The following is a 24,941-nucleotide window of genomic DNA, read 5'->3' as shown; positions in this document are numbered from 1 at the left end:
CGTACAATGAAAAAAATTAAATATTTAGTTTTGGCTTCTGTTTCAGCATTAATGCTCAATAGTTGTAACTTTCTTGATGAAACTCCTCAGGGAATCCTTGATGAAGAACAGGTTAAAGGTCCTGAGCAGATAGAAGGACTAGTATCTGCAGCTTATTCTTCTTTAGGAAACGACCATTATGATAAACCTTTCAGTCTTTGGCCATATGGTAACGTACGTTCCGATGATGCATATAAAGGTGGTAATGATGAAAATGATATTGTAAACTTTCATTTTTATGAAATATCAGAAAATATAAAATCAGATTTTGGTGAAGCAGATGGCTTATGGTTTTTTATTTATGAAGCAATCTCGCGTGCCAACTCTGCACTTAGTGTTTTGAAAAGTGTGGATAAATCTCAATTTCCTAATAAAGACGCCCGTATGGGAGAAATGTATTTCTTGAGAGGACATTTCTACTTTATGCTAAAAGAAGTTTTTGGACATATTCCTTTGGTTGATGAAGATACTCCGTTGAATGAGTATGATAAGGTACCTAATACATTACCTAATGACAAACAATGGGAATTTATTTGCAATGACTTTCAAAAAGCATACGATTTATTACCGGTAGCTCAAAGTCAGGTTGGAAGAGCCAATAAGATTGCAGCGGCTGCTTATCTTGCAAAAGCGTACATTTTCAAGGCTTACCGTCAGGATGAGAAAAATAGTGTGACAGAAATAAACGCTCAGGATTTAAATCAGGTATTAGATTATACCCAGGTAGTGATGAATTCTTCTTATAAGTTAGAGCCGGATATAGCATGTAACTTTTTACCGGGAGCCTATCAAAACGGACCTGAATCATTGTTTGCAGTACAATATTCTACAGGAGACGGTACTATGTTTGGTCGCTTGAATTGGGGAGATGTACTTTCTGTGCCAATGGGATTAGGTTGTTGTGACTTCCATAAACCAAGTCAAAATTTGGTGAATTCTTTTAAAACAGCTAACGGATTACCAGAATTTGACTCCTTTAATAATAAAAATTACGATAAAACTCTTGATAAAGTAGACCCACGTTTATATCATACAGTTGCTCTTCCTGGAGTACCCTATAAGTACAATGAAGAGTTAATTTATCAAGAGAAATGGAATAGAAATCCTTCTGTTTATGGTCTGTATGCTTCTTTAAAAGAAAATGTAGATCCTTCATGTGACTGTTTTGTAAATGTCTCTCCATTTTATGGAAACTCTAAAAATAGAATTGTACTACGTTATGCAGATGTTATATTAATGCGTGCTGAGGCTCTTATAGAACTGAATCGTGAACAAGAAGCACTTCCACTTATCAATATGATTCGTGAACGTGCCAAGAATAGTACTACATTTATTCCGTATGCAAATAATCTTAATATTTCCTTGTATAAAAATGGAGTAAATTGTGTATGGAATAAAGATTTTGCTCGTCAGGCACTTCGTTGGGAACGTCGTTTGGAACTAGCAATGGAAGGAAATCGTTTCTTTGATCTTGTACGTTGGGGTATTGCCAGTCAGGTTATGAACAATTATTTCAATAGCGAGTCTGCCCGACGTTCATTCCTTTCTGCTGGTAAGTTTGATAAGAATCAGGATGAATACATTCCAATACCTCAGCAACAGATAAATTTCACAAATGGGGTGTATAAGCAAAATCCAGGATGGAAATAATGTAGTCAAATTACAATTTAAAGATATATTAAAATGAAAAAATCTATATACATATTCTTATCTTTAATAATGATACTAAATTTAGTATCATGTAGCGAAGATTACAACGGAATAAGCAATTCGGGTGAGGTGAAAATCAAGACCTTTTCTGCGAATGCTAAATTAGAAACATTGAATGAAACATCTGGTCTTATTGAATTAGTTTTCCCTTCTGCAACCGATTTAACCAAGATCACACCTGTTATAACTCTATCTGAAGGTGCACATATTGTAAGCCCTGAAAATCCTGAAGGGCCAATTGACCTTTCAAAAGTGACAGTTTACCGTGTTGTCAATGGGAATCTTTATCATGATTATAATGTTGTGGCTTCTCATGTAAGTGATAAAACAAAAATCCTAACGTTCTCAATCGGCAAATATAAAGGGGTTATTCATCAGTCAGTCCGTACTATTACAGTACTTTATCCAAAAGGGGAAGATGTTACAGCTTTAACTCCCAAATTTACAATTACCGATGGGGCAAAAGTAGTATCACCAACTGCAACGACTCTTGATTTTACGAGTCCGGTGGATTACAATATCTCCTATCTGGACGAAACATTTACCTACAAAGTAACAGTAGTGCCTACAGATCTTACTCCGGTAGGATTCTTAGGAGAAGCTGCTACTGCCGGTGAAATTACTAATTTGGATGAAAAAGCTGCATGGAACTGGTTATCTGAGAATTTTGTAGACCCTGTATATATATCCTTCGATGCTATCAAGAAAGGGGCCGATTTAAGTAAGTATGGTGTGCTTTGGTATCATTGTGACCCTGATAAACTTGAAATTCCGTCTATTGCTACCGATGCAACAGTTATTGATGCGTTGAAGAAGTTCCATACACAAGGAGGAGGTTTATTACTTACTTCTGCAGGTGCTTCTTTGGGAGCATCACTTGATATTGCCAAAAATGGGAAAATGTGGAATAATGACTGGGGATATGGAAATAGTCCTTCAACCTTAGGCGAAAATTGGGGAATGAGATTCACCGGTCACGAAAACCATCCTATCTTTAAAGGTTTGCGCATGGAAATTGGAGAAACATCACGCTTCTACATAATGGGCAAGGGAGTGAAAGTAAAAGGACACAATGCCATCTGGAACTTTGATACATGGACAGGTTACAATTTTGATGTAGCAAAATGGCAAAACGAGAATGGTGGTAAACAACTAGCTAGTTTCTATTGGGACGATGCTATGAATCAACGTTCCATTATTACTGAATACGAACGTCAAAATGGTAATGGAGCTACTATCACCATTGCTGTAGAAAGTTATGACTGGTATAATGAAGATGGATCACCTGCTAATTCTTATCTTGACAATTTGGAGACTCTGACTGGGAATATTTTGAATTATCTGGCTAAATAATAAAATTGAAGAATTATGAAACTTAATTATATTGTAACAACTCTCCTTTCACTTGCAAGCCTTACGGCTTGCAGTGATCAGGAATACGTGTGCAACGATCCAAATGCAGATCTTTCTGCTCCTTCTTATTTTGATGTAAACGACTTACACCAGACGTATGCTTCCTTCTGGAAGCCATCCAATGGCTGGGTGGGGGACCCAATGCCTTTTTACGAAAATGGGAAATTTCATGTGTTCTACTTGTTTGATGCACGTGATGGAGCTGCCACTTTTCACCCTTGGGCAAAGACAACTACAAGCGACTTTATGACGTATGAAGATAACGGCGAAGTAATTCCTTGCGGAGCGGACGGAAGTCAGGAAGATGCTTTGGGTACAGGTTCGGTAATAAAAGCGGGCGATACCTATTATGCTTATTACACTGCACACAATGCAAATCTTAATCCTGCCGAGAAAATTTATTTAGCTACATCAAAGGATATGAAAACTTGGACTAAGCAAACTAATTTTTCACTTCAGGCTGCCAACGGATATGATGCTAATGAATTCCGTGATCCATTCGTGATGAAAGAAGGTAACGTTTATAAGATGTTCATTACTACCCGTGGTTATGTGGCAGCAGTGAATGATTGGCAAGCAGTTATTGCACAATACTCTTCTACCGATTTGTTGAACTGGAAACTGGAAGACCCCTTCTACTTTAATGGAGAACGAGTAATGGAATGTCCGGATGTATTTACTATGGGAAATTACCAATATTTGGTATACTCTAACTGGGACTGGGCTAATAATGACCGCAAAGTGCACTATCGTTATCGGGTTGTAGGAACTAACGACTGGAAAGTTCCTTCCTATTCAGCTCTGGATGGCATTGCTTACTATGCCGGAAAGACTGCAAGTGACGGTACAAATCGTTTCTTATTCGGATGGTGTCCTACCCGTAGTGGAAATAATGATACCAGTGATTATGGTTGGGCAGGATCATTGGTTGTTCACCAGTTGACACAAAATAGTGATGGAACGCTGAATGTAACTATCCCCGCATCGGTTGATCAGAAACTAAACAACGAAGTAGCTCTAAAGGCCTTGGTAAATAACAATGCACAAGTGCAAGACAATAGTTATACATTGAATGGTACAAGTGGCAAGGCCATAGCACTGTTTGATCGTCAAAAAGGAACATATAAAATTACGACTACAGTAAAAGCAAGTACGGCTACCCGCTTTGGCTTTGAGTTTGGTGCCGGAGGTGCTCGCAGTGAGGTACATGATCTGGTATTCGATTTAACTAGTAAAACGTTGAAACTGGACTACATAAAAGACGGCAACGTATTGGCTACGCGCACTTCAACTCCTCTTACAATACCTGAAAATAAACAATTTAAAGTGACTATTGTTATAGAAAACTCTGTTTGTGTTATTTATGTAAATGGTGTAATTGCATTGAGTAACCGAATTTATCAAATGAATCAGAACCCCTGGGGTATATTTGCCGAAGGTGGTGAAGCAGTATTTACAGAGGTAGCACTGAATAAGTAAAGAACTGGCAAACTTTACAATTGCAATTATTTTGAATTAAGCGGATAGATTAAATACAATCTATCCGCTTTTTCTATTAGAAAAAAACGAAAAAAGCATTATCATCTGCTACCTGCCACTAAAATGCATCTAATAATCCTATAATCAGATGTTTAATCTGGTGGCAGATAAATGTTCTATACATTTTTATCTGCTACTAAATCCTGCATCTGCCACTAGTTTGTAATGGCTCAATTTTTATTTTTTATGCTCAAAGAAAGCAGAGAAATTTCTTCCGGAAATACCCGTGATGGAGTAGTTCTTTTTCGACATAATGCGTGAGTGTAGTGATTGCTTTTCTCCATTCATTTTAGGGTTTAAGCCTCTTCCTGAAAGTCGGTTACTGCTATCGTGTTTCATTTAGTCTGTTATATAATTCTTTCCTTAATGCTAAGTAAGCCCGCAGCCGTGAACCGATAAGCCCGCATTCAGGGGCCCATGGGTTTACGGCTGCAGACCGATGGGCCCTCGAATGCGGGCTTACTAATATTTCTTTAAGTTTTTGCTTATGTTACGCCAGTAAATAGCTTAATTCTCTTGTTATTATGTAGTAAAAAATAATTAAATAATAGTGGTGTTTTTATTTGGTTTTTAATAGTTTTTGATATTATCTTTATACCACAAAACAATAAAATAAATATGAATATAACGCAGATTAGAAGCCTTGGAGAGAAGAAGACACAACGTATGGTAAAGTTAGAAACTTTATTAGATAGCATGAAAAATGAGGGTAAAGAGCACTTGGTTACAACCATGAGACATTCTTTACAAATTCATTATGATACCGAAAGCAATATTTATGCAAAAAAAGTCCCTCGGATACTATTTGCCGCAGGATTTAAAAAAGAAAATGAAACTCAGGTGATGAAGCAGTACAACGGACTGGTATTGCTGGAAGTTAACAATCTTTCCGGTACGGATGAGGCCGCCAGTATTCGCCACATTGCATCCGGTTTTCCACAGACAAAAGCAGCGTTTATCGGCTCTACAGGCAAAACTGTGAAGATACTTGTGCCATTCACCCTCCCTGACGGCACTCTGCCGCAAACGTACAGAAAAGCGGAACTGTTTCATGCACATGCCTATCGCCGTGCAGTCCTGTTATATCAGTCGCAGATACCATTTCCTATAACAATAAACAAGCCATCATTGGAGCATAGTTGCCGTCTCTCTTTTGATCCCGAACTATATGTTGCGCCCCATGCACACGCCATCCGTCAGGAACAGCCCACAGAAATGCCTGCCGAAACCACCTATCAGGAGGCAGTGCAGGAAGAGAACAATCCTCTGCAGCGACTTGTTCCGGGATATGAACGAAGCAGAGTTGTTTCCACCCTGTTTGAAACCTCTTTGAATGCCGCATTGATCGAAACTGGAGGTTGTTCGGGAGAAGAAGGAGTGAAGCCGCTTCTGGTGGCACTGGCAAATAACTGCTTCAAGTCCGGCATTCCCGAAGAGGAGGTGGTGAATGGCGCAATACTTCATTTTGGCATGAAAGAAAAAGAAGTAGAAGTGAGGCAAACCATTCATAATGCGTATCTCATTGGCAAGAGTTTCGGCAGTAAGCCTTGCATCCGTCCCGAGCAAAGTATGGCGATGAAAGCTGATGAGTTTATGAAGCGCCGTTATGAATTCCGCTATAACACACAGACCACCGAGGTGGAGTACAGAGAACGCAATTCATTTATCTTTGATTTTCGTCCTATCAGTGACAGAGCCTTGAACAGCATTGCCCTCAATGCCCAGTTTGAAGGGCTGCAACTGTGGGATAGAGATGTGAAACGTTACGTTTACTCAGACAGAGTTCCGCTATTTTCACCCATTGAACACTATCTTTCCGCACTTCCCAAGTGGGACGGGAAAGATCGTATTCGTGCTTTAGCCAATACAGTGCCGTGCGACAATCCACATTGGCCCAACTTTTTCCACCGCTGGTTCCTTTGCATGACCGCCCATTGGAGAGGAACAGATAAAAAGCACGCCAACAGCACAGCACCATTGCTCGTTGGTCCGCAAGGATATAAAAAGTCCACCTTCTGCCTCAATATAATTCCGCCACCGTTGCGTGCATACTACACGGACAGTGTCGACTTCAGCCAGAAGCGCGATGCCGAGCTCTCCCTTAATCGGTTTGCGCTGATTAACATTGATGAGTTCGACCAAATTAGCGCAGGCAATCAAGCCTTTCTGAAGCATATTCTTCAGAAACCGGTGGTGAACACCCGCAAGCCGCACAAAACCGCTGTGCAGGAGCTTCGCCGTTATGCATCGTTCATAGCCACGAGTAATCATGCCGACTTGCTGACCGATGAATCCGGTGGCCGTCGTTTCATCTGTATCCTGCTAACCGGAAAGATAGACGACACACAACCCATTAACCACGAGCAACTCTACGCCCAGGCAATCAGTGAGCTGCAAAGCGGAGAACGCTATTGGTTTAACGCAGACGATGAGGTTATACTAATGAACAAGAACCGCGAGTTCGAGCAAACCCCGGCAGCCGAGCAACTCTTCCACCAATACTATCGCCCCGCAGAAGCAGGCGAGGAGAGCAGTGAACTTCTTGCCGTGGAGATTTTCACCCAGTTACAGAAGAAAAGTGGAATTAAGCTAACCGCCACAAGAGCCATTCATTTTGGGCGTATCCTTAAAAAGCTAAACATCCCCAGCCGAAGGATTAACGGGAATACCTATTATGATGTTGCGGAACGCCCAATTTAGTGGGAGATAGTTTTGATTTAGTAGCAGATGAAAAGTTGAACTTTTTTATCTGCTACTAGTTGAAAGCCCTTTTGTTAGGGCTTTTTAGGTGTTTTAGTGGGGGATATGGGAGATGAATTTGAGAAATTGCGATAAATTGTGGAACTATTATTTTATACTAAATAAGTAAGGTATAATATCTTCTTTTATTTCAATTATTTTCATTTTATAGTTAAATATAAATATTATATTAAACTTTAAAGTGGATATCTTTGTTTCATAGATTAGAAATCCTTATTTTTGTTTTCAAAAGAACAGATGGTAAAATCAGAGCAAGAAGTTGAGGCATTTCTCCGACAATTCAAACCTAAATTCAGCCTATGGGGAATTATTTTCTTGAATAGAGATAAGAATATTGAAGCTTTGAAATTACTAGGCATCACTCCACATGCCAGAGAGGAAATTATCAAAGAGATAGAGGTTGATGATTATGTTGAGACTATTGATGCTATTGGTTTTGGAGATATGTGGGTGTTTGGCAAAGATTATGATGGTACAGAATTGTATATTAAGATATCTATGGGTAATACAAATAACAGAACCATTTGCATTTCTTTTCATACAGCAGAATTTCCGATGAAATATGCATTCAAATAGTATTTAAAAACAAATGAATATGGAAAAATATGTAGATATGGTTAGTCCTTTTACCGGTGGAAAGGTTAAGGAATTTAGTACTGTAGAAGAACATGAGTTCCGAAAAGAAACATATTCGGTACATGTTTGCTATTATATGTGCGAAGACACTGGAGAAAAGTTTACTACTACAGAACAGGACGAACTCTTATTCAACGATCTCTATTCTCAGTATAGAGTAAAACATGGTATTCCTTTTCCTGAAGAAATCAAAGAAATCCGAACACGCTATAAGTTGAACTACTCCCAAATAACAAGAATATTAGGATTTGGAGCTAATCAGTATGCCCAATATGAGAATGGACAAATACCATCTGAATCAAATGGGAAAATGATTCTGGCTATGCAAAACAAACAAGTTATTTTAGGACTTCTGGAAGCCAGTAAGGAGGAATTTGAAATAGATGAATATCTAAAAGTATCAGAAGCAATAAGTTGTGCTTCCGATAAAGTAACGTGTTCAGCTCAACAGAGTCTTTTTTATAAAGATATTAAGCGGTCTGTTTATAATGGTTTTAAGCATCCTAATGTTCAAAAACTTATGGAAATGATAAAATACTTTGTATGTAATTCCAAATCCATATTTCCTACAAAATTGAATAAAGAAATGTTTTATGCTGACTTCTATCATTACAAGCGTTTCGGTATTTCAATCAGCGGACTTAATTATCAGGCTATTCAATTTGGTCCGGTTCCGGTTCATTATAATACCATTTATGATAACATTGATGGCATAAACAAAGAAATAGTACTTGCTCACGATATGGAAAGCACACGCCTAACTTGTGATGAATATGATTTATCGTTGTTCGATGAAAAAGAAAAAGAGACTTTGGAAACGATTGTTCGTATCATCCAGCCTATGAAAACAGATGAGATTGTAGCCGAAAGTCACAAAGAAGATGCATGGATCAATTACTCTCAGGAAAATAAACTGATTCCATATTCTGAAGCTTTTAGTTTGAGACTAATTTAGGTATTATCTGCTTTATTCTAAAGGCCTCGAATTCGAGGCCTTTAGAATAAAGCAGATTAAATATTTCTCTCACAATTCAATTCATGCTGAACCAGACTAAGTGCCTGTTTTATGGTTTCTGTTAACAAAAGGAGGGATTATTTTCTTTCTCCAACTCGTGATTTTTTTAGTAGCTCATTGCTCGAATTTAAAGCTGCATTTTTTAAAAGTATTGATTGCTGTGTATAATTCTTTTTACTTTGTCATAACTATAATACTTTTATCGGTTTTCCATTAGCTTTAGCTTTTTCATATAAAGGATATAGTGAACTTTCTTTATTAAGAGAACCGAAGACTATCTCGTCTGCAATAGAGATTATATATTTATTTCTAGCAAAAGCAGTCTCGTTTGATTGTCTCATTGCGTCAGATATTGATATTATTAGTAACCTTTCTTCACTAACTGCAACTTCAAACTCTTTGGGTAGTTTCTTGTATGGCGCGCGTCCTAGAACTAATATGGTTGGAGTTTTACTCTTTAGTAGGAAGTGCAAAACATCTTTTTCGAGTTTTGAATGAAACCCGCTAACTACGCAATTGCCTAATTTTTTTTGCTCAGTTGCCCAATCATAACATTTTAGTACCGTTTCCGACGATATAGTGCGAGAGGCAAGAAATGCTACTATTGATAATTTTATTAATTCCTTATTTCCAAGATTAGTATTCATTATAATTTAATTCATAACGTTTTTCATAACTTAGTGTTGAAGACAGGAATATCCTTATAACACTTGCTAAATCAATATATATAAAGGATATATAGATGGCAAGACTAAGTAAATCATCTACGATTATCAATTCAGTTGCTTTTTCAATATTGAATTGTTTCTTTATTCTATTAATTAACATGTAATAATGTATCCAAACATCGACTCTACTTGACATTGATAATATCATCTTTTACGTTGAAAATAGTAGACGTTGCTTTCCTTCTTTAGTTAATGGCCTTTTATTGTTCATTCTCCTCCCTCCAATTCGTCCCCCATACGGTATTTGATATCGTAGTTTATGATGAAATCAAGCTCCTCATCGTTGAACCCATAGTGTTTTGTTAAGGCTTTGTCAATTTCATCAATAATTAGCTTCGATTTCTTTTTCTTATATACAAACGAAGCTACGGTTCCTCTTGTCTTACTATTGGTAATTAATTCATTTTTATTATTATCTAAGTCTAATTCTAATTTATATGCCAAATCGATCAATGCTTTATCATATATATAATTTAATCTAAAATTGAAAATCATATAATCTTTAAGATTAAACATATCATAATTGATAGCATAATACCACCAAAACAAGTTAGAGTTAAAAACACTCATATAGAATGGAGCCATATCTCTTTCAATAAATGATGATTCTTTATTGCTTAGTGAATCAGAGTTAAACCCATTTAAGAGAAACATTATCCAATATCTAACTCCTGCTGTACGATAACATATTTTGTTCTCTGTTTTGAATGTTTGTGATAAGTATAAAGAAACAGGATTATGCTTAATAAATTTAGCATAAATTTGACTTTCAATTGTAGATGATAATCTCCAAATATTATTATTATTAAATGATTTTGCATATTTTGTAAGTCTAAAAAGCGAATTTCTATCTTCGGAACGCCATCTTGTAACAGAAGTACTATATATTTTTTTGAAAGTCTCTTGCCTGATGATAAAAATAGACAGCCTCTGTTCTACGCCTTCGAATAATTTTGCTGGACGTATTTCATAGTGACTAAAATAAACAGTTCCAATATTACAGATATAGTTTCTTAATATCTGCATATTATTATTAGATGCTATTGTTAAGGGAACAATAATTCCAATATTATTATTTCTAATTATAGTGCAACTTCTTTCAATGACAAAAGCGTATAAGTTGTTACATTTAATTGTTTTGTATTTTTCAAGTTTATATTTATCACAAATAGCTTTATGAGTTTGTTTATCTTTCTTGGTATATTCCACATATGGTGGATTTCCAATAATAACATCAAACCCACCATTGCCTTGTATAATCTGATAGAATTCAGCTAGCCAGTGGAACGGTTGGTGTGAAGAATGCCAATCTTCGTAGGTGAGCGCGTTGTTTATACCATACAATCTGTGATTAAGAACATCATTCAAGATTGCAAGGCGTTCAGTAAGAGCTATTTTTGCTTGTTTGAATACAACTATATCATCTTGTTGGTTAAGTTGAATCTCCTTGAAGCGTTCATAAGCCATAGCAACCTTTTCCATTTCGTTCTCTACTTTTTCTTTGAACTCTTGATTGGCAAAAAAATCGCCATAGGTTAAATCTTTATTTAGTTCTTCTTTAGTGGCATATCCTACCAATGTATTTCCACAACGGATATTAAAATCAATATCTGGTAGAGGGTCTAAACCAAGGTTGTCTGCATGTCTATCAACATCGACTACAGCTACCATCTTTAGGAATAGACGCAGTTTGGCAATCTCAGTAGCTTCAACCATTATATCAACTCCATAAAGGTTGCGAAGTATAATGCTTTTGTATATAAAGTGTTGTATATTACTACGATATTTATTTTCTATTTCGCTTAATTCATTTGTGAATAGTTTCTCGTTAGTTGTATTAAATTCTTCCATACGAGAAATACATATCTCGTAAAGTGGTTCTAATATATTAAGTGCTGCAAATAAAAATGCGCCAGAACCACAGGTAGGGTCTAAGATTGTGACTTTCTGTAATGCTGTATAGAAATGTTTAACGAAAAGGTGATCGGTAGTATTTGCTAACAAATCATATACAAACGAGCGGATATCGAGATTATACGTAATAAAATCATTAATTTGTGTGATTTCGCCTGCATTGATTTTATTTATTATATCGTTATATCGAGAGCGTCTTTCAATCGTTTCACGCCATATTTCTGTAGGAAGTGCCAGTTGTTCATCAGTCTTTTCATTCCAACGAGCACGGCGTTCTAATAAGTTTGGTTTTGAGGTGTTAATACCTTGTTCAATGTAATCGGGGAGTGACAATTTTACACCTTTTTTAACAGCATCGTAGATGTATTTATCTCCGCTTTCGCGTAGCATTTTCCAAACAAAACCTTCTGACTTGAAGTCTTTAGCTGATGAAGTTTTGGTAATTTCGTCAATCAAGAATGGTATAATACAGTTTTTGCCTATATATTCAGTAATATCCTCTTTCGTGTAATATGCTCCCATATTAGCTCGGTCGTTGATGTACTGTTCAAATATATAACCTAGCACATCGGGGTTTATGTCCTTGCCGGTAGCGGTTATTCGGATGTCAAGATGCCAACACCATTTATCAAAGAAAGCGAATAGATTTTCAAAAGCGTCATCAGCAATATCTATATCGGCATATTGCTTTTCCAATTGATGCTCATCGAACATACCTCCATTAAGGTATGGTATACGTCCGTAAACCTTTTCAAAATCAGAATTGTGCTTTGGATTATTCAAACCTCCATGGAATAAAGCGCGCAAAAAACCTTTATAGAAACTTTTGAAAAATTTATCTTCGCCACGTTGCTTCTGGCTCAATTCCAAATTATGACGCAAGTAATCTGCATCGAAATTCAAAAAACCTTTCTTCTGAATAAAGTAGAAAACATCAGACGGTTGAGCATTACAGAAGCGTACCACTGTTTATCACCATCTACTTCAATGCCTTGTATAAATGAAGCAAAAGAATTGTGTTGCTTCTTGAATCCCGCATAAAAATCTTTAGTGATTTTGCTTGAATTTACTTCAAAAGCCTCATGTATACGAGCTGTTACATCGACAATTGTAACATTTTCATCTATATCGAAACTAATACTGTCTAATTTGCTAAATAAGAAATCGGCTTGCGCTGAGGTTGCATATTCAATTGTTACTAAATCTCTTTTTTCAACAGTTTTAATAGGTGCAATCCATAAATGATGTTTGCTGTTACGTTGTACAAAGATTAAGATGTAGTCGTTTGAATATTTACGCAATCGCATATCAATTTTACGGCACGTAGCATTTTGAGGTATTATATCAACCTCGCAAGTATAAACAATAAATCCACTTTTACGAGTAATAGCTTTCATCTCATAATTTATCTCATCAATAGAGATTGACGCATCGTATTGGTAAGCAGGAATATTGTCCCAACCTAATTCATTAAATAAAGTGCTGAAATTAGCATCTGTGATATATCTATTAAATAGCGTTCTGTTCATAACTATTCTATGTTTTTTAATCCCATTGAGCAAATAATCTGTGGTTCGTTATGTTGTGAATCTTCTTCGTTAATGATACACAGTTCATCGTTTTTACGAAGCTCTGTTACCATATCGACAATATCCTCAATTTTTGCACCTCTTTTGAGTTGTTGGCCCAAAATGTATTTTGCGTTATCACGAAGTGGGTAGTTGTATATGTCGTCTGTAGCTAATTTAACTTCATCGCTTAAGAACAAAGAGCCTTGTTCACGTTTGCAATATCCGTCAAGTAGTGTATATAGCCTATATTTAGTACTAAATCTGCTACCCAATATACCACTTGTGCGCACTTCTTGTTGTTGCATTAGGGCTAATGACTTTGCAACAATATCGTGATGAGAATCTATGGCTGTTTGTGCTGGTTCATCAATGGAACAAGATAACGTTTTAAGTATGGTTTGTTGAGACTGAGTGACAACGTTGTTTTTCTTATCCATCCAAGTTAGCATATCATTACCTTCAGGTGTTTTTGCGTAAGTGATAACCCCTTCTTTTAACGTTCCATAAGTGTTAGTCTTGGTTGAATATACAACATTGTTAAGGCTCGGAATAATTTTCTTTAATTTAGGATTTGCTTCTGTAGCTGTTTTCCATATTTGGAATGCTTGTGACGCTAAGTCTACTTCACCATCATCTTCTTCATCCAGCACTCCATTTTTTTCATTGTATAAATCTGTTAGATTTTGCTCATTACCTTCAAAAAAGATTTCGTCACCTCCAACAATATCTGCACTTTCATTGATTCTGTCATTTAATCTTCGTTTAAGATTAATAATGTTCTCAACCCCATCTGCTGGAAAGAATGAATAACAAAAAATCTCTTCTGCAGTTTGTCCTATTCGATCAACACGACCAGTTCTTTGAATAAGGCGTATGATAGCCCAAGGCAAATCAAAATTTACTACGATATGAGAATCTTGCAAGTTTTGTCCCTCACTTAATACGTCGGTTGCAATTAGTACTCTGTATTGTTTGTCCAAAGTTAATGGATACTCAACTTTATTGCTAATAGGAGAAAAGCGTTCGACCATATCAGATGGATTGGCAGTCTCACCTGTTACGCAACCTACATTATTAACCCCCATGTTCTGTAGTTGATTTGCGATGTAGTTTGCAGTATCGGAGAATTGAGTAAATACGATTATTTTATCATTTTTATGACTGTTTTCAATTATATCCATCAATGCCTTCAATTTTTGATCCTCGGCTGGCTTCCATAAACCACACAATTTTAACATTTGTATTAAAACGTCACAGTCTTGCTTTAAAGTTTGTTTAAGTGTACGTGTGAAATATTGACTACTAATCCATGATACATTACTTCTATTATCTGCTGAAATTATGTTATAATGCTTTTCGCCAAGTTTAATGTATTTTTCATACTCATCACAAAAACTAATCACATTGTATTCTTCGTTATTCTTGTTTTTGTCTATATTCTCATCAAACAATGAATTTTCAACATCCTCATCGTCTCTGTATCCATCTGGTAAATTACTCTCGACTCCAATAGGGAGTGGAAGCTTCTTATCAATAGCATACAAGTAAATAGAATTTCTCAAGATGTGGCGATATAAAGATATCAAAAATGATATTCCACTGCTATCTAATCTTTTGAAAAAATTTGTTCGACAGAATCCCATCATACGAATTCCTGCGCGAGATAAATTCTCCAAAACTTGCATTTCAGATTCAGAAGCTTCTGCTTGTTTTTTTTCCGATATATAGCGACTCAATCCATAACGAGGTAATTTTAATGCCCCCATTAAATCCATCATTTCTTGAGAATATAATCGACTAAATTGGTCACCTTCTTTTATAGGAAATTTTATTGCTTTAGGTAGCCTTTCAGGGAAATATGATTTGGTACCGTCTTTAAATTCGAGGTATTTTCGATTATTATTCGGATCTGTTGGTGCGTAATTATCCTTAATAAATGTTCGAGTCCTTCGAACTAAGAATAATCTCATTAATTCCCGCCAATCATCAGTATCTGTACTTCTTTCAAAGGCTTTTATGCTTCTAATAAAATCTTCGCTATGTTTCATCGAGAATTCTCTACTTCCGCCTAATTGACGAATGTAACCTTCTGGTTGAATACCAAGATCAGTATCTTCTCCTATGAATAATTTTAATTGGTTACTTAAATCTCTGTAATCTTTGTTATATGGAGTAGCTGTAAGAAGCAATACTTTACTACCTTGATATTCTATGAGCTCTTTGATATTTCTGTATCTGGTCCCTTCGTTATTTCTAAGATTATGACTTTCGTCTACTATTACTAAACGGTAATATTTCATATGCTTGTAATCAAGCTTTTTAGAAATAGAAACGACATCTGCTTTTAAGTCATATTTAATGATGTATTTCTTCCACATCTCTTGAAGATTAGCAGGACAAATAATCAGTGTACTACAAGCATTTCTCATCTCATATACTTTAGCTATAGCACAAGCTGTAATGGTTTTACCCAACCCTACAACATCACCAATCATAGCCCCCCCTCTTTTATCCAAATGGCGTGCTGCTAACTTCACGGCAGTTTCCTGAAATTCAAATAAATCTTCTTTAAATTCAGTAGGTAATTCATATTCATTAATACCATTACGTGCTTCCTGGCTTAAATGATATGCAGTTTTTAAGTATATGTAATATGGAGGAATAATATTGTCGCTCGCCCAACTTTCATCTATAATTTCAATCAACTCCTTCGTAATATCGACACAATACCTATCTTCCCAACGATCATCAAACCATTTTGCTAATTTCTTAGCACTATCACTATCTCCAAATTCGGCATTTAATTCACCTTGCTTCGACAAACCGCTATAAGTTAGATTACTACTTCCCATTATAGCTTGAATCTTATTAAAATGGTCATCAGGTCTATAAGCTAAGTATAATTTAGCATGAAGTGGCTCTTTTAAGTATAATTTTACACAAGTCCGTTCTTCCTTCATCTGAGCTGATAACCTTCTAAGAGTCCATTCGTCTGAAGCGGTTGGAATTCCCATAGTTAACTGTTTGCGGAACTCATTCGCTATTTGTCGTTTGCATTTTTTTACAGATTCAGTATCTATCAAATCATTTTTATTTATCGAGTAAAATGATTTAATCAAATCATCTGGTGGTCTGTGCATTCCTATAAGAAGACGGCATGTCCTAGAAATACGTTCATCTTTTTCAGACACAAAATCACCCGGAAGTTTATCTATTTCATTTACAATTGTTTTCCATCCTCTTAAATTGAAGTATCCCACACAAAAATCAACTCTTTTAACACCATTGTTTGAAATTATACCTTTTAGACCTTCTGTGAATGAAATCTCGATATTATCATATATACGTGCCATATTTTTTTATTTGCTTTTATTCAATAAATTTCGTCTACCGACTTTAGGTGGTTTTGCTATTCTATACTAAAGTTTTTGACTTCGGTATTATTGTACGAATTGAAACCGTTTTGAGCTTCCTTTACTCAGCTATTAAAACAACTATTTCCTTTTGATTTAATGGATTTTATGGATTTAACACATCGATATGCTGAATTTGTTGCACCATTTTAGTTTATAATAAGATACTATTTACCAGTAATTAATTATGATTGTAAAGATATGAAGAAATACTTTATAATCAATTTTGTAGAGCTGAATTTATAAGTGCTTAATTTTTTGCTATTTCTTTTTCTTTTTTCAATCCCTTGAATTGTTTGTATTCTTTGGCTGTTCTGTCTGCCCAGGTTTGGTAGATTATATCAGTTAAAGTAGCAAAATGTATATCTTCCAGTAAACCATGCTTCTTCTATTCATCCGTCAAGTCCTTACGTATCTCGATAGACTTTAGCCGTTGATTTATCCAATTATCAGAATATCCAAGACATTTATAGTCCATCATTGTCTGCTCAATAAAAAGTTCCGGATCCTGAATCTGGTCTAACCGCTCACTTGCAACGCTTGCCATCCATTGTTTGAAAGGTTCAGCTTTAGGTGAAGGTATAGATTGAATAAGACGGAATAGTTGTTCGGTATCGGCAACATCAGTTAAACGCATTTTCCCATCTGCTGCTTGCATTTTCAACTGGTGACAATTTGTCACCGTTTCATTTCCTTCTTCTTTGAGTCTCTTTTTCAGCTTATTCCAATATTTTCTGCCGTCAGCACTATCTGTTAAGATGCTAACTACGTCAACAATAGAAAAATACCATTTCTCCTGTTCATCGTCCCAAATTGTGCGTACTTGTTTTTGCTCAAAGAGCTGTATTGCTTGTTTTTTGGTCATAGACTCATTTCTTAAATCACAAACGATAAAATATGTGAGTAATATTAACCTTTCTTTGAAGCTCTTTCCCGTTGCTTCAGATTCAAGTCTTGTAGCGCTTTGCCCATAGTATCTTCTTTGGCTAAAAGAAGAATATCATCATCTAACTGCAGAGCATAAAGAATTCGCAGATAGATACCGATAGCTACTGTTGGTAACCCTTTTTCCACACGAGATACATTTTATATGTTTGAGTGAAATTCCTCCTACTCGATTGAAACAAAGAATTACATATTTGCAACAACTGTATAAGTTCCTGCCTTGTACTCTTTTGTTTCTTTACTGCCAGGGATGGTGACAGAGGCAGTTGCACCTTTTGGAATGGTGAACTTCCAGATCCATTTGTTGCCTTTGTATTTCCAACTGCTTTTTATTGTTCCTGCAGCCGACTTATACTGTGCATTGATATAACCTAATCGTTTGTCGGGAACAGGGGACATGATGATATGTTTGAATCCTGGTTTTGCTGGGTCGGCAGAGATGCCGGCTGCTGTTTCCCATATCCATTCACATACGCAACCGTAGGCATAATGATTGAAACTGTTCATTCCCTTTGGTCCCATACCGTTTTCTATCATATAACTGTTCCAGCGTTCCCAGATGGTTGTTGCACCATTATCTATAGAATAGAGCCATGATGGATTCTTACGTTGGAAGAGTAGGTTGTAGGCTACATCTATCATTCCATTTTCGGTGAGCGTAGGCATAAGGATTGATGTTCCCAGGAATCCTGTCTGCAGACAGTCGCCATGGGCTTTGAAATTTTCTCGTAGACGGGTAATCATTTCTTCACGTGCCTTTCCTTTGATGAGTTTATTTTTTAATGCAAAGAGGGCAGGGGTCTGCATGGTGTTCAGAATGTCCAACTTAAACTTGCCATCTGTGGTAAGGAAATTGTCTAAGATATATGATCTGGCTTCCTGCATCATCAACTCGTATTTCTTTGTGTCACGAGAAGTGGCTTTAGCCATGTCGCGCATCATCTCGGCATCCATCAACCAGTATGCTGCACTAAGATAATTCCAGTATTCTTCTGCTTCAGGAAGTGTTCCATTTTTATCTCTCGACTTTCCACTGCATGTCTCCAATGGTTCGTAACTTAACCAGTCGGCCCACTGTGAACCTTTATTCTCTTCAAATAATAAGTTGTGAGTGTAACGGGTTTCGTTAGCATGGTTGATAAACTTCTCCATGGAAGTCCAGTTCTCATTTATGATGTCTACATTTCCAAACTGTTTCCAAACTGTATATGGAACGATTACTCCGGCATCGGCCCATCCTAGTCGCATACTCTCATCGGAACAATATTGACCAAATGGTGCTACACCCGGGAAACCTCCTTGTGGACTTTGGGTATCGCGCATATCGCCCATCCACTTATGGAAGAAGTTTTGCGTGTTGGCAAAGAATGTTCCTGTCTCGGCAAACACTTGTGTATCAGCAGTCCATCCCAAACGTTCGTTGCGTTGAGGGCAATCGGTAGGTATAGACAGATAGTTGGAGCGCTGTCCCCACTGAGTGTTGGATATAAGTCGGTTTATTGATTCGTTTCCGGTGGTGATATTACCTATCTCCATGTCTTTGGTGATAGACGTTATCGGTATGGAACGAATGCTTTTAAAAGTGACCTTCTCGGTGGCAACGATAGAGATAAATCTATATCCATAGAAGGTGTTGCGCGGTTGGAAACAAACTGGTTTGTTATTGCCAAAGATATAATCAAGCATCATACCTGTGTTTGGAGTACGAAGGTTGAGGCGATGAACGCTACCTTCGGGACCATCCATACCTCTGCTGTAGGCTCCATTACCATCGTTTAATAATTCTGCAGGTTCGCAATGAATCTGTGCTCCCTTTTCTGCCTGGAATACAAACGATGGTACTGCAGCACAGTTTTGCCCAAAGTCAACTACAAGTGTCTGATGTGGCATGAGTGTGATAATGTCGCCATCGGAATACTCTTTTGTTATTACCACTTTACCATATTCTTTGTCGCTTTTCCCTTCTATGCCATCCCAGATGTATGCTCTTGTTGGTTTAAGTGCCAGGTCTTCTCGGAAATATACTTCAGCACCCTGAGAAGGTAATATCACGCCATTGAATTCTTTGTTGACTTCGGGAGTGGTAAGGGCAACAGAAGTGTCGTATCCTGCAGTTTCTCTATCGTCAAAGATTTCTCCATCGAAGATTGCTGCATGTTTTACTTTTCCTGCTATGCCTGCTTTCCAGTTGTTAGTGTCTGTACCATATAGTTTTGTGGTACCATCAGTGAAGATGAGTTTCAACACTCCGCGAAAGGCACACTTCTTTCCAATCATACCATTGTTGTTGCCCGGAGTGATAATCTTGTCGGCCCACCAACCTGGTGTTACCTGTACGGAAAGACTATTTTCGGCACCTGCATCCTTCTTGAAGGCATCGGAAACATCGTAGGTGAACGACCGTTTGGTTTTGGCATAATGAGTGAAACCTGGTTTGAGAATCTCTTTTCCTATAGGTGTACCATTGACATACAGGTCGTAGACTCCCAGTCCGGTGGTCATCCACAGGGCTGTCTTTACTTTCTTATCGTTTTTGACAGTATTTTTAAACCAGTTTGCTCCATCTGCAGAACGTGAATTGTCGTTAATGCGCTCTGTGACTACAGGAGCATTGGCAACAGATATCCACTCGGAACAATTCCATGCAGAATTGTCGAGCGCACTGGTCTTATACCCCTTAGCTTGTTTAGCCGACTGGGCATAAGTGGATAATGAAAATACAGTAAATGAAAAAATAATAATTGATTTAGTAATGTGTCTCATGTCTTATTATGTTTTGTATTAGATGGTTCTGGGCTTAAAGATAATATTATTTTTCAATTTGTATTTCGTCTATTAATAATCTTCATAATAATATATATACTGATAAAACAATAAATATCTGAGTTTTATAGATTGATAATTAGTTTTATTATAGATTCAATTATTATATTTGTGATAAGATGAAATATTTATTGAATGATTATGAATATAGAACATGATAAGGAAAAAAAGATTTTCAGTGTGGTAGTTGATGGAGTAACTGCTCATGTTTCTTACAAACTGATTGACGGCGGTTTAGATATCCGTCATACAATTGTTCCCGATGAAATTGGGGGTAGGGGGATAGCTTCTGCTTTAGTAAAGGCGGCTTACGATTATGCTCTGGAAAATGGGTATAAACCTGTGGCTACCTGTTCGTATGCGGTGGTTTGGCTTCAAAGGCATCCGGAGTATAACGGCATTACGGGAAAAGATTTTGGAGGTGAAGGTACCTGTGCGGTGTAAACAGTAAAGAATGACAAACAAAAAAGCTACCCGGAACTCAATGCTCCAGATAGCTTTTATTAAGGTATGTTTATCTCTTAAAACTTATGAGTGTTCAGACTCTTGTCAACCAATATTCCGTCCACAACTTTCAGGTCGAACTTCACTTTGTGTTTAGCCTTTAATTTAAGGATAAACAGATCTGCTGTACCTTCAATTGCTTCTTTGTTACCAATGTTGACGAAGGTAGGATAGAGAGCTTTCGATCCGTTTGTATGAAGACGGTCATAAGTAAGATTCTCCATGTTCTTCAGATTCAATGGCTGTACTCCCATAAATTCAAAATCTCTCTGATTATATGGCAAAGCAAAACTTAAGGCGTTGACAGATTTTAGGTTTTCACCTTTTACAAGAACTTCGACTATCTCATCCTTGTTATACATCTGTTTGGCTGTGCCTATCTTAATACTTCCGTCAACTTTCTCTATTTGTTGATTGCTTACGCCATCTTCAAGTTGTGTTGCTACAACAGAAATATCGTAAGCATCGATCAGATCATTCTTGTTGATATCCCCATTGCTGATATAACCAAAGTCGGAGTCACCTATTCTTAAACCGTTATAATTAGTATAAGAAGTAAGGTCGTTACCATCAATCTTGCCATCGTTGTTGATGTCTCCCTGAAGATAGCTTGCTGTTCCAGGCACTTTAAATACATATAATTCTCTGCCCGAACCGTAGTTGCCAACGCCTTCGGTTACAGCTAGCTTAATGTATCGAGCTGTAGGATGACCGGCAAAATCAAACACCTTCACATCGCCATTCTGTTTCCAGTTAAATGCACCGGCTTCTGTCCAGTTCATCTTGTCCGTACTGTAATAAACAGTTCCTTTCAACATAGTTCCGTTACCACCGTCATTGCGTGGCAAGTATTGGAATTTATCGAGCTGGTTCACTGTTTTCAGGTCAATAACCATATCGAATGGCAAAGCATTTTCTCTGTATTTGGTATGCCAGATATCACCCGATTCGGCAAAGTCGAACAAACGGTTCACTTCGAAACCTTCCTGATCCAAAGCTGTTGTTGTGCCCTGTATTCCCTGAATTGCAAACTGCAACGGATTCGATTTTGTTTTAGCGCTGCATTCTGTCCAGTCGGAATAACCATCTTTGTTTACTGCACGTACCTTGAACGAATAAGTTGTTTCGGCCGTCAAGTCAGTAAACAATAGTTCTGTGTCCTTAATAGTAGTGTAAATCATTCTGTTGAACTCAATTTCATAGAAATCGGCATTCGCCACTTTGCTCCATGTTGGTTTCAATGTATATGCTTCGGTATTCTCTGCCGTAATCTGCGCTTGTGGAGCAGTCAGTGTGCCTGTTGTGATTCGGTATGTATCAGTAGGCTCAAATACAAATCCTGCGATATTTAATATAGTCTGAGTTGCAGTAATATCAGTAGCTGCAAGCTTTACAAGGAGCTGTGGATTCTTGGTAATCACCACTTTATCGAATTCACTTCCTTTCGTTGCAAACTTGTTCAGATTAGGAGTAGCATCATAGAAACAAACATTTTCTCCCTTCAGGAACTCTTCCATAGAATTCACCTCAGTTAGCTTAACATTCTTGTTCCCGATTTTGGCAGACACCTTCTTTGGTTTTGCTGTTACATTGATTCTGAACTCTGTTGATTTCTCTTTCACAAAGTCATTGAAACTTCCTTTTGCAGGATGAATGGTAACGGTTACATTGTTCTTCTTATCAACACTCGATTCGATCTTTGTTGTAACTCCCTTGCCTTGTCTGTACTCTTCTGAAATACCATCGTCATCGTATTCTGTGAACGAACTGTTTCCATACGGATAGATTTCGTAAGCGCGAATGCCTTTATTAATTTCAGAGACATTATTGTTAGGATTGGCCATCGGGATAATTGCTCCGTTCTTCACGAAGAGAGGCAGTTTCCACAGAGATGCTGCAAAGCTATTCACAACGCAATTCCCGGTATACTTTTCTCCTGTGAAATAATCAATCCATGTACCTTCTGGCAAATAGATACCATTGCGGATATCGTTACCTTTTTTATCCGACTTTGTTTCCTGATAGATAGGTGCCACCAGGAAGTTAGGCCCGTACAAGTACTGATATTGTGTAGCTGTTCCCTTTGTATAAGCATTAGGATATTCGAGGAACATGGCTCTGATTATCGGCATTCCGTCTACCGCTTCTTTTGCAATGCTATATGTATAAGGAATCAGCTCCGATTTCAACTTCAGATACCAACGGTTGATAGATGTAGCGGGTTCTCCCAATGCGTGAGGATATTTCTCATTAGAGCCCCAACCGTCCATATTCAATTCCATTGGAGTAAATGTTTTCCATTGAAAGTCTCTTGTGTTTATAACCAGATTTTTTCCACCAAAAATACCATCCATATCAGAAGTAATATTAGGTTGACCCGACAATCCCGAACCTATATAAGTAGGGATATGGAAACGAATGTATTCCCACACACCACCGGTTTGGTCGCCCGACCATATTCCGGCGTAACGCTGTGTTCCGGCCCAGCCATCCAAAGAGATAATAAATGGTCTGGCATTACTACCATAATAAGGCATAATGTGACTAACATCGGCAACTCCATTTAATCCGAAAGAATATCCATCACCAACCCAAGCTACGTCTGTTTTTAAAACACGCACTCCGGCATCGCGTACCTCTTTTACAATGTCTCTTTGCAGTAAAGCGCTGACATCGGCTTTGGGATGCAAATCAGATTGAGTCCACAAACCAATTTCCACTCCATTCTTGCGTGCATAATCACCCAGACTTTTCAGGTTTTGAATATTGCCGTCCAAAGTTTCTGTTTGTCCGTATCCGGCTCCATATCCGTCATTTGGCAAAATCCAACCCAACGGCATATCGTGATTCTTATAACGGTCAATCACAGCACGGGCCGAGAACTGATAGTTATTCTTTTCACCGTTCAGCGATTCTTTGATTCCGCCATTATCTTTTTGACTTTCTTTGTAACGCTTTCCGTCCTCAAAAAGGATTCCTTTTTCGTCCTCTTTCCAGAAGTCACGGTTATAAGCATTCAAGTGTCCCTGGTAGAAACCGAATTTAGGTAGCAGTACCGGATTTCCTGTTAGCTGATAAAAATCATTCAGCAGAGCCACCGCTCCGTCGTTTATCATATAAAACACGTCTAGATAGTTTGATTCGTGAGATAACTTCACTTTCCCCCTTTCTGATGCACCAAAGTCGTATTTCCCTTTATTAAAAGTATGCCACATCAGCCCATATCCATTGGTAGACCAATAGTAAGGATTAGGAGAAGCAACTCCACCATCCGTCCAGCTATTCTGGTTCTCAATAGCAATTACTTTTCCTTTATGCGAGAATCGTCCGTTCTGTACCCCGCCTCCATAAAAAAATTCCTGCAGGTTTTCTTTTAATGTCAAAACTACTTTTCCTTTTTCAAAAAGTACAGGTTCAATCTCTTCCAATACAACGGCATTAGTGGCAAGATTGATTACCTTCATCAGCAAAGTCTTTTTATTTAGCTGAATATTGATTTTCCCAGTCGTGATTGAAATAAGATCATTGCCATCTTTCAGATTGAGTGCTGCGATAGTTTTTCTAGGGTTATTAACTAAGATATGTGCTTCCGGCTTTGCTTCGGGATCTCTTAATATTCCGCCAAAATTATCTTGAAACACTCTAAAGATGTTTTCTCCATAAAAATCAAATGTCATTCTCTGATTGTCAGAGAGCAATACTTCAATTGTAGTTGGATTGATTTTTCTTGCACTGATAATTTTTAGGCTTTGTTGCGTTGCTTCTCTGACACTTTCGGCCCTTTGTCTGGCTTGCATTGGTGCAGATGAAAACATCAGAGGCAGAGTGAGCGCAAGCAAAATAGCCTTCCTCTGCTGGCAATTTCTAATTAAGTTTTTCATTTTAATTATTTAAAAATATAATTAAATTAGCGCTTATTTATAAATAAGTG

Annotated in this window: 14 protein-coding genes and 2 pseudogenes; 7 read left to right on the top strand and 9 right to left on the bottom strand. The window is 37.3% G+C overall.

What is annotated here, in order from left to right; genetic code table 11:
• Positions 1-6: 6 nt before the first annotated feature.
• The 3 genes from BUC21_RS05010 to BUC21_RS05000 are packed head-to-tail and all read left to right on the top strand — an operon-like array spanning position 7 to position 4,641.
• Positions 7-1,689 carry a RagB/SusD family nutrient uptake outer membrane protein gene (locus BUC21_RS05010; protein ID WP_073399848.1) on the top strand — a complete coding sequence of 561 codons (1,683 nt, stop codon included), beginning with the start codon at positions 7-9 and terminating at the stop codon, positions 1,687-1,689.
• A 33-nt stretch (positions 1,690-1,722) separates the two neighbouring features.
• A complete protein-coding gene (locus BUC21_RS05005; protein WP_073399846.1) occupies positions 1,723-3,102 on the top strand; it encodes a DUF4960 domain-containing protein in 1,380 nt (459 codons plus the stop codon).
• A gap of 15 nt (positions 3,103-3,117) precedes the next feature.
• Positions 3,118-4,641, top strand: a complete 1,524-nt coding sequence (locus tag BUC21_RS05000; RefSeq protein WP_083547601.1) for a glycoside hydrolase family 32 protein — start codon at positions 3,118-3,120, stop codon at positions 4,639-4,641.
• 237 nt (positions 4,642-4,878) lie between these two features.
• On the opposite strand, the gene BUC21_RS16410 is transcribed toward BUC21_RS05000, so the two are convergent.
• Positions 4,879-5,040 carry a hypothetical protein gene (locus BUC21_RS16410; protein ID WP_175550482.1) on the bottom strand — a complete coding sequence of 54 codons (162 nt, stop codon included), beginning with the start codon at positions 5,038-5,040 and terminating at the stop codon, positions 4,879-4,881.
• 279 nt (positions 5,041-5,319) lie between these two features.
• On the opposite strand from BUC21_RS16410, the gene BUC21_RS04995 reads away from it, so the two are divergent.
• The 3 genes from BUC21_RS04995 to BUC21_RS04985 all read left to right on the top strand — a co-directional run bounded on the left by BUC21_RS04995 (position 5,320) and on the right by BUC21_RS04985 (position 9,052).
• Positions 5,320-7,401 carry a BT4734/BF3469 family protein gene (locus tag BUC21_RS04995; RefSeq protein ID WP_073399842.1) on the top strand — a complete coding sequence of 694 codons (2,082 nt, stop codon included), beginning with the start codon at positions 5,320-5,322 and terminating at the stop codon, positions 7,399-7,401.
• A gap of 297 nt (positions 7,402-7,698) precedes the next feature.
• Positions 7,699-8,037 (top strand): type II toxin-antitoxin system MqsR family toxin, encoded by a 339-nt coding sequence (locus BUC21_RS04990; protein ID WP_073400063.1) that lies wholly within the window; start codon positions 7,699-7,701, stop codon positions 8,035-8,037.
• A 19-nt stretch (positions 8,038-8,056) separates the two neighbouring features.
• Positions 8,057-9,052 (top strand): type II toxin-antitoxin system antitoxin SocA domain-containing protein, encoded by a 996-nt coding sequence (locus BUC21_RS04985; RefSeq protein WP_175550481.1) that lies wholly within the window; start codon positions 8,057-8,059, stop codon positions 9,050-9,052.
• A 248-nt stretch (positions 9,053-9,300) separates the two neighbouring features.
• Here the strand turns inward: BUC21_RS04985 and BUC21_RS04980 are convergent, their stop codons facing one another.
• The 7 genes and pseudogenes from BUC21_RS04980 to BUC21_RS04950 form a co-directional block, all read right to left on the bottom strand.
• The gene (locus BUC21_RS04980; protein WP_245797064.1) at positions 9,301-9,759 is read right to left on the bottom strand and encodes a DNA-processing protein DprA; all 459 of its coding nucleotides are present in this window, start codon (positions 9,757-9,759) and stop codon (positions 9,301-9,303) included.
• A 288-nt stretch (positions 9,760-10,047) separates the two neighbouring features.
• The gene (locus tag BUC21_RS04970; protein ID WP_245797063.1) at positions 10,048-12,720 is read right to left on the bottom strand and encodes an Eco57I restriction-modification methylase domain-containing protein; all 2,673 of its coding nucleotides are present in this window, start codon (positions 12,718-12,720) and stop codon (positions 10,048-10,050) included.
• Positions 12,654-13,283, bottom strand: a complete 630-nt coding sequence (locus BUC21_RS16585; RefSeq protein WP_245797062.1) for a hypothetical protein — start codon at positions 13,281-13,283, stop codon at positions 12,654-12,656. The genes BUC21_RS04970 and BUC21_RS16585 overlap by 67 nt, the downstream gene beginning before the upstream one ends.
• A 2-nt stretch (positions 13,284-13,285) precedes the next feature.
• Positions 13,286-16,678, bottom strand: coding sequence for a helicase-related protein (locus tag BUC21_RS04965; RefSeq protein ID WP_073399836.1), 3,393 nt, complete (start codon positions 16,676-16,678; stop codon positions 13,286-13,288).
• A gap of 331 nt (positions 16,679-17,009) precedes the next feature.
• A pseudogene (locus BUC21_RS04960) lies at positions 17,010-17,603 on the bottom strand (BRO-N domain-containing protein); the annotation flags it as partial.
• A gap of 44 nt (positions 17,604-17,647) precedes the next feature.
• Positions 17,648-17,821 (bottom strand): annotated as a pseudogene (locus BUC21_RS04955) (transcriptional regulator); the annotation flags it as partial.
• 48 nt (positions 17,822-17,869) lie between these two features.
• Positions 17,870-20,446 (bottom strand): family 78 glycoside hydrolase catalytic domain, encoded by a 2,577-nt coding sequence (locus BUC21_RS04950; protein WP_073399832.1) that lies wholly within the window; start codon positions 20,444-20,446, stop codon positions 17,870-17,872.
• Between the two features lie 201 nt (positions 20,447-20,647).
• On the opposite strand from BUC21_RS04950, the gene BUC21_RS04945 reads away from it, so the two are divergent.
• Positions 20,648-20,950 carry a GNAT family N-acetyltransferase gene (locus tag BUC21_RS04945; protein WP_139261283.1) on the top strand — a complete coding sequence of 101 codons (303 nt, stop codon included), beginning with the start codon at positions 20,648-20,650 and terminating at the stop codon, positions 20,948-20,950.
• A 77-nt stretch (positions 20,951-21,027) separates the two neighbouring features.
• Here the strand turns inward: BUC21_RS04945 and BUC21_RS04940 are convergent, their stop codons facing one another.
• Entirely contained in the window at positions 21,028-24,891 is a 3,864-nt protein-coding gene (locus BUC21_RS04940) for a TIM-barrel domain-containing protein (RefSeq protein WP_073399828.1), read from the bottom strand.
• Positions 24,892-24,941: the final 50 nt, after the last annotated feature.

This window comes from Bacteroides luti, from assembly GCF_900128905.1.
In the GTDB taxonomy this organism is placed as follows: Bacteria; Bacteroidota; Bacteroidia; order Bacteroidales; family Bacteroidaceae; genus Bacteroides; species Bacteroides luti.
This window is presented reverse-complemented; position numbering and strand designations above follow the sequence as displayed.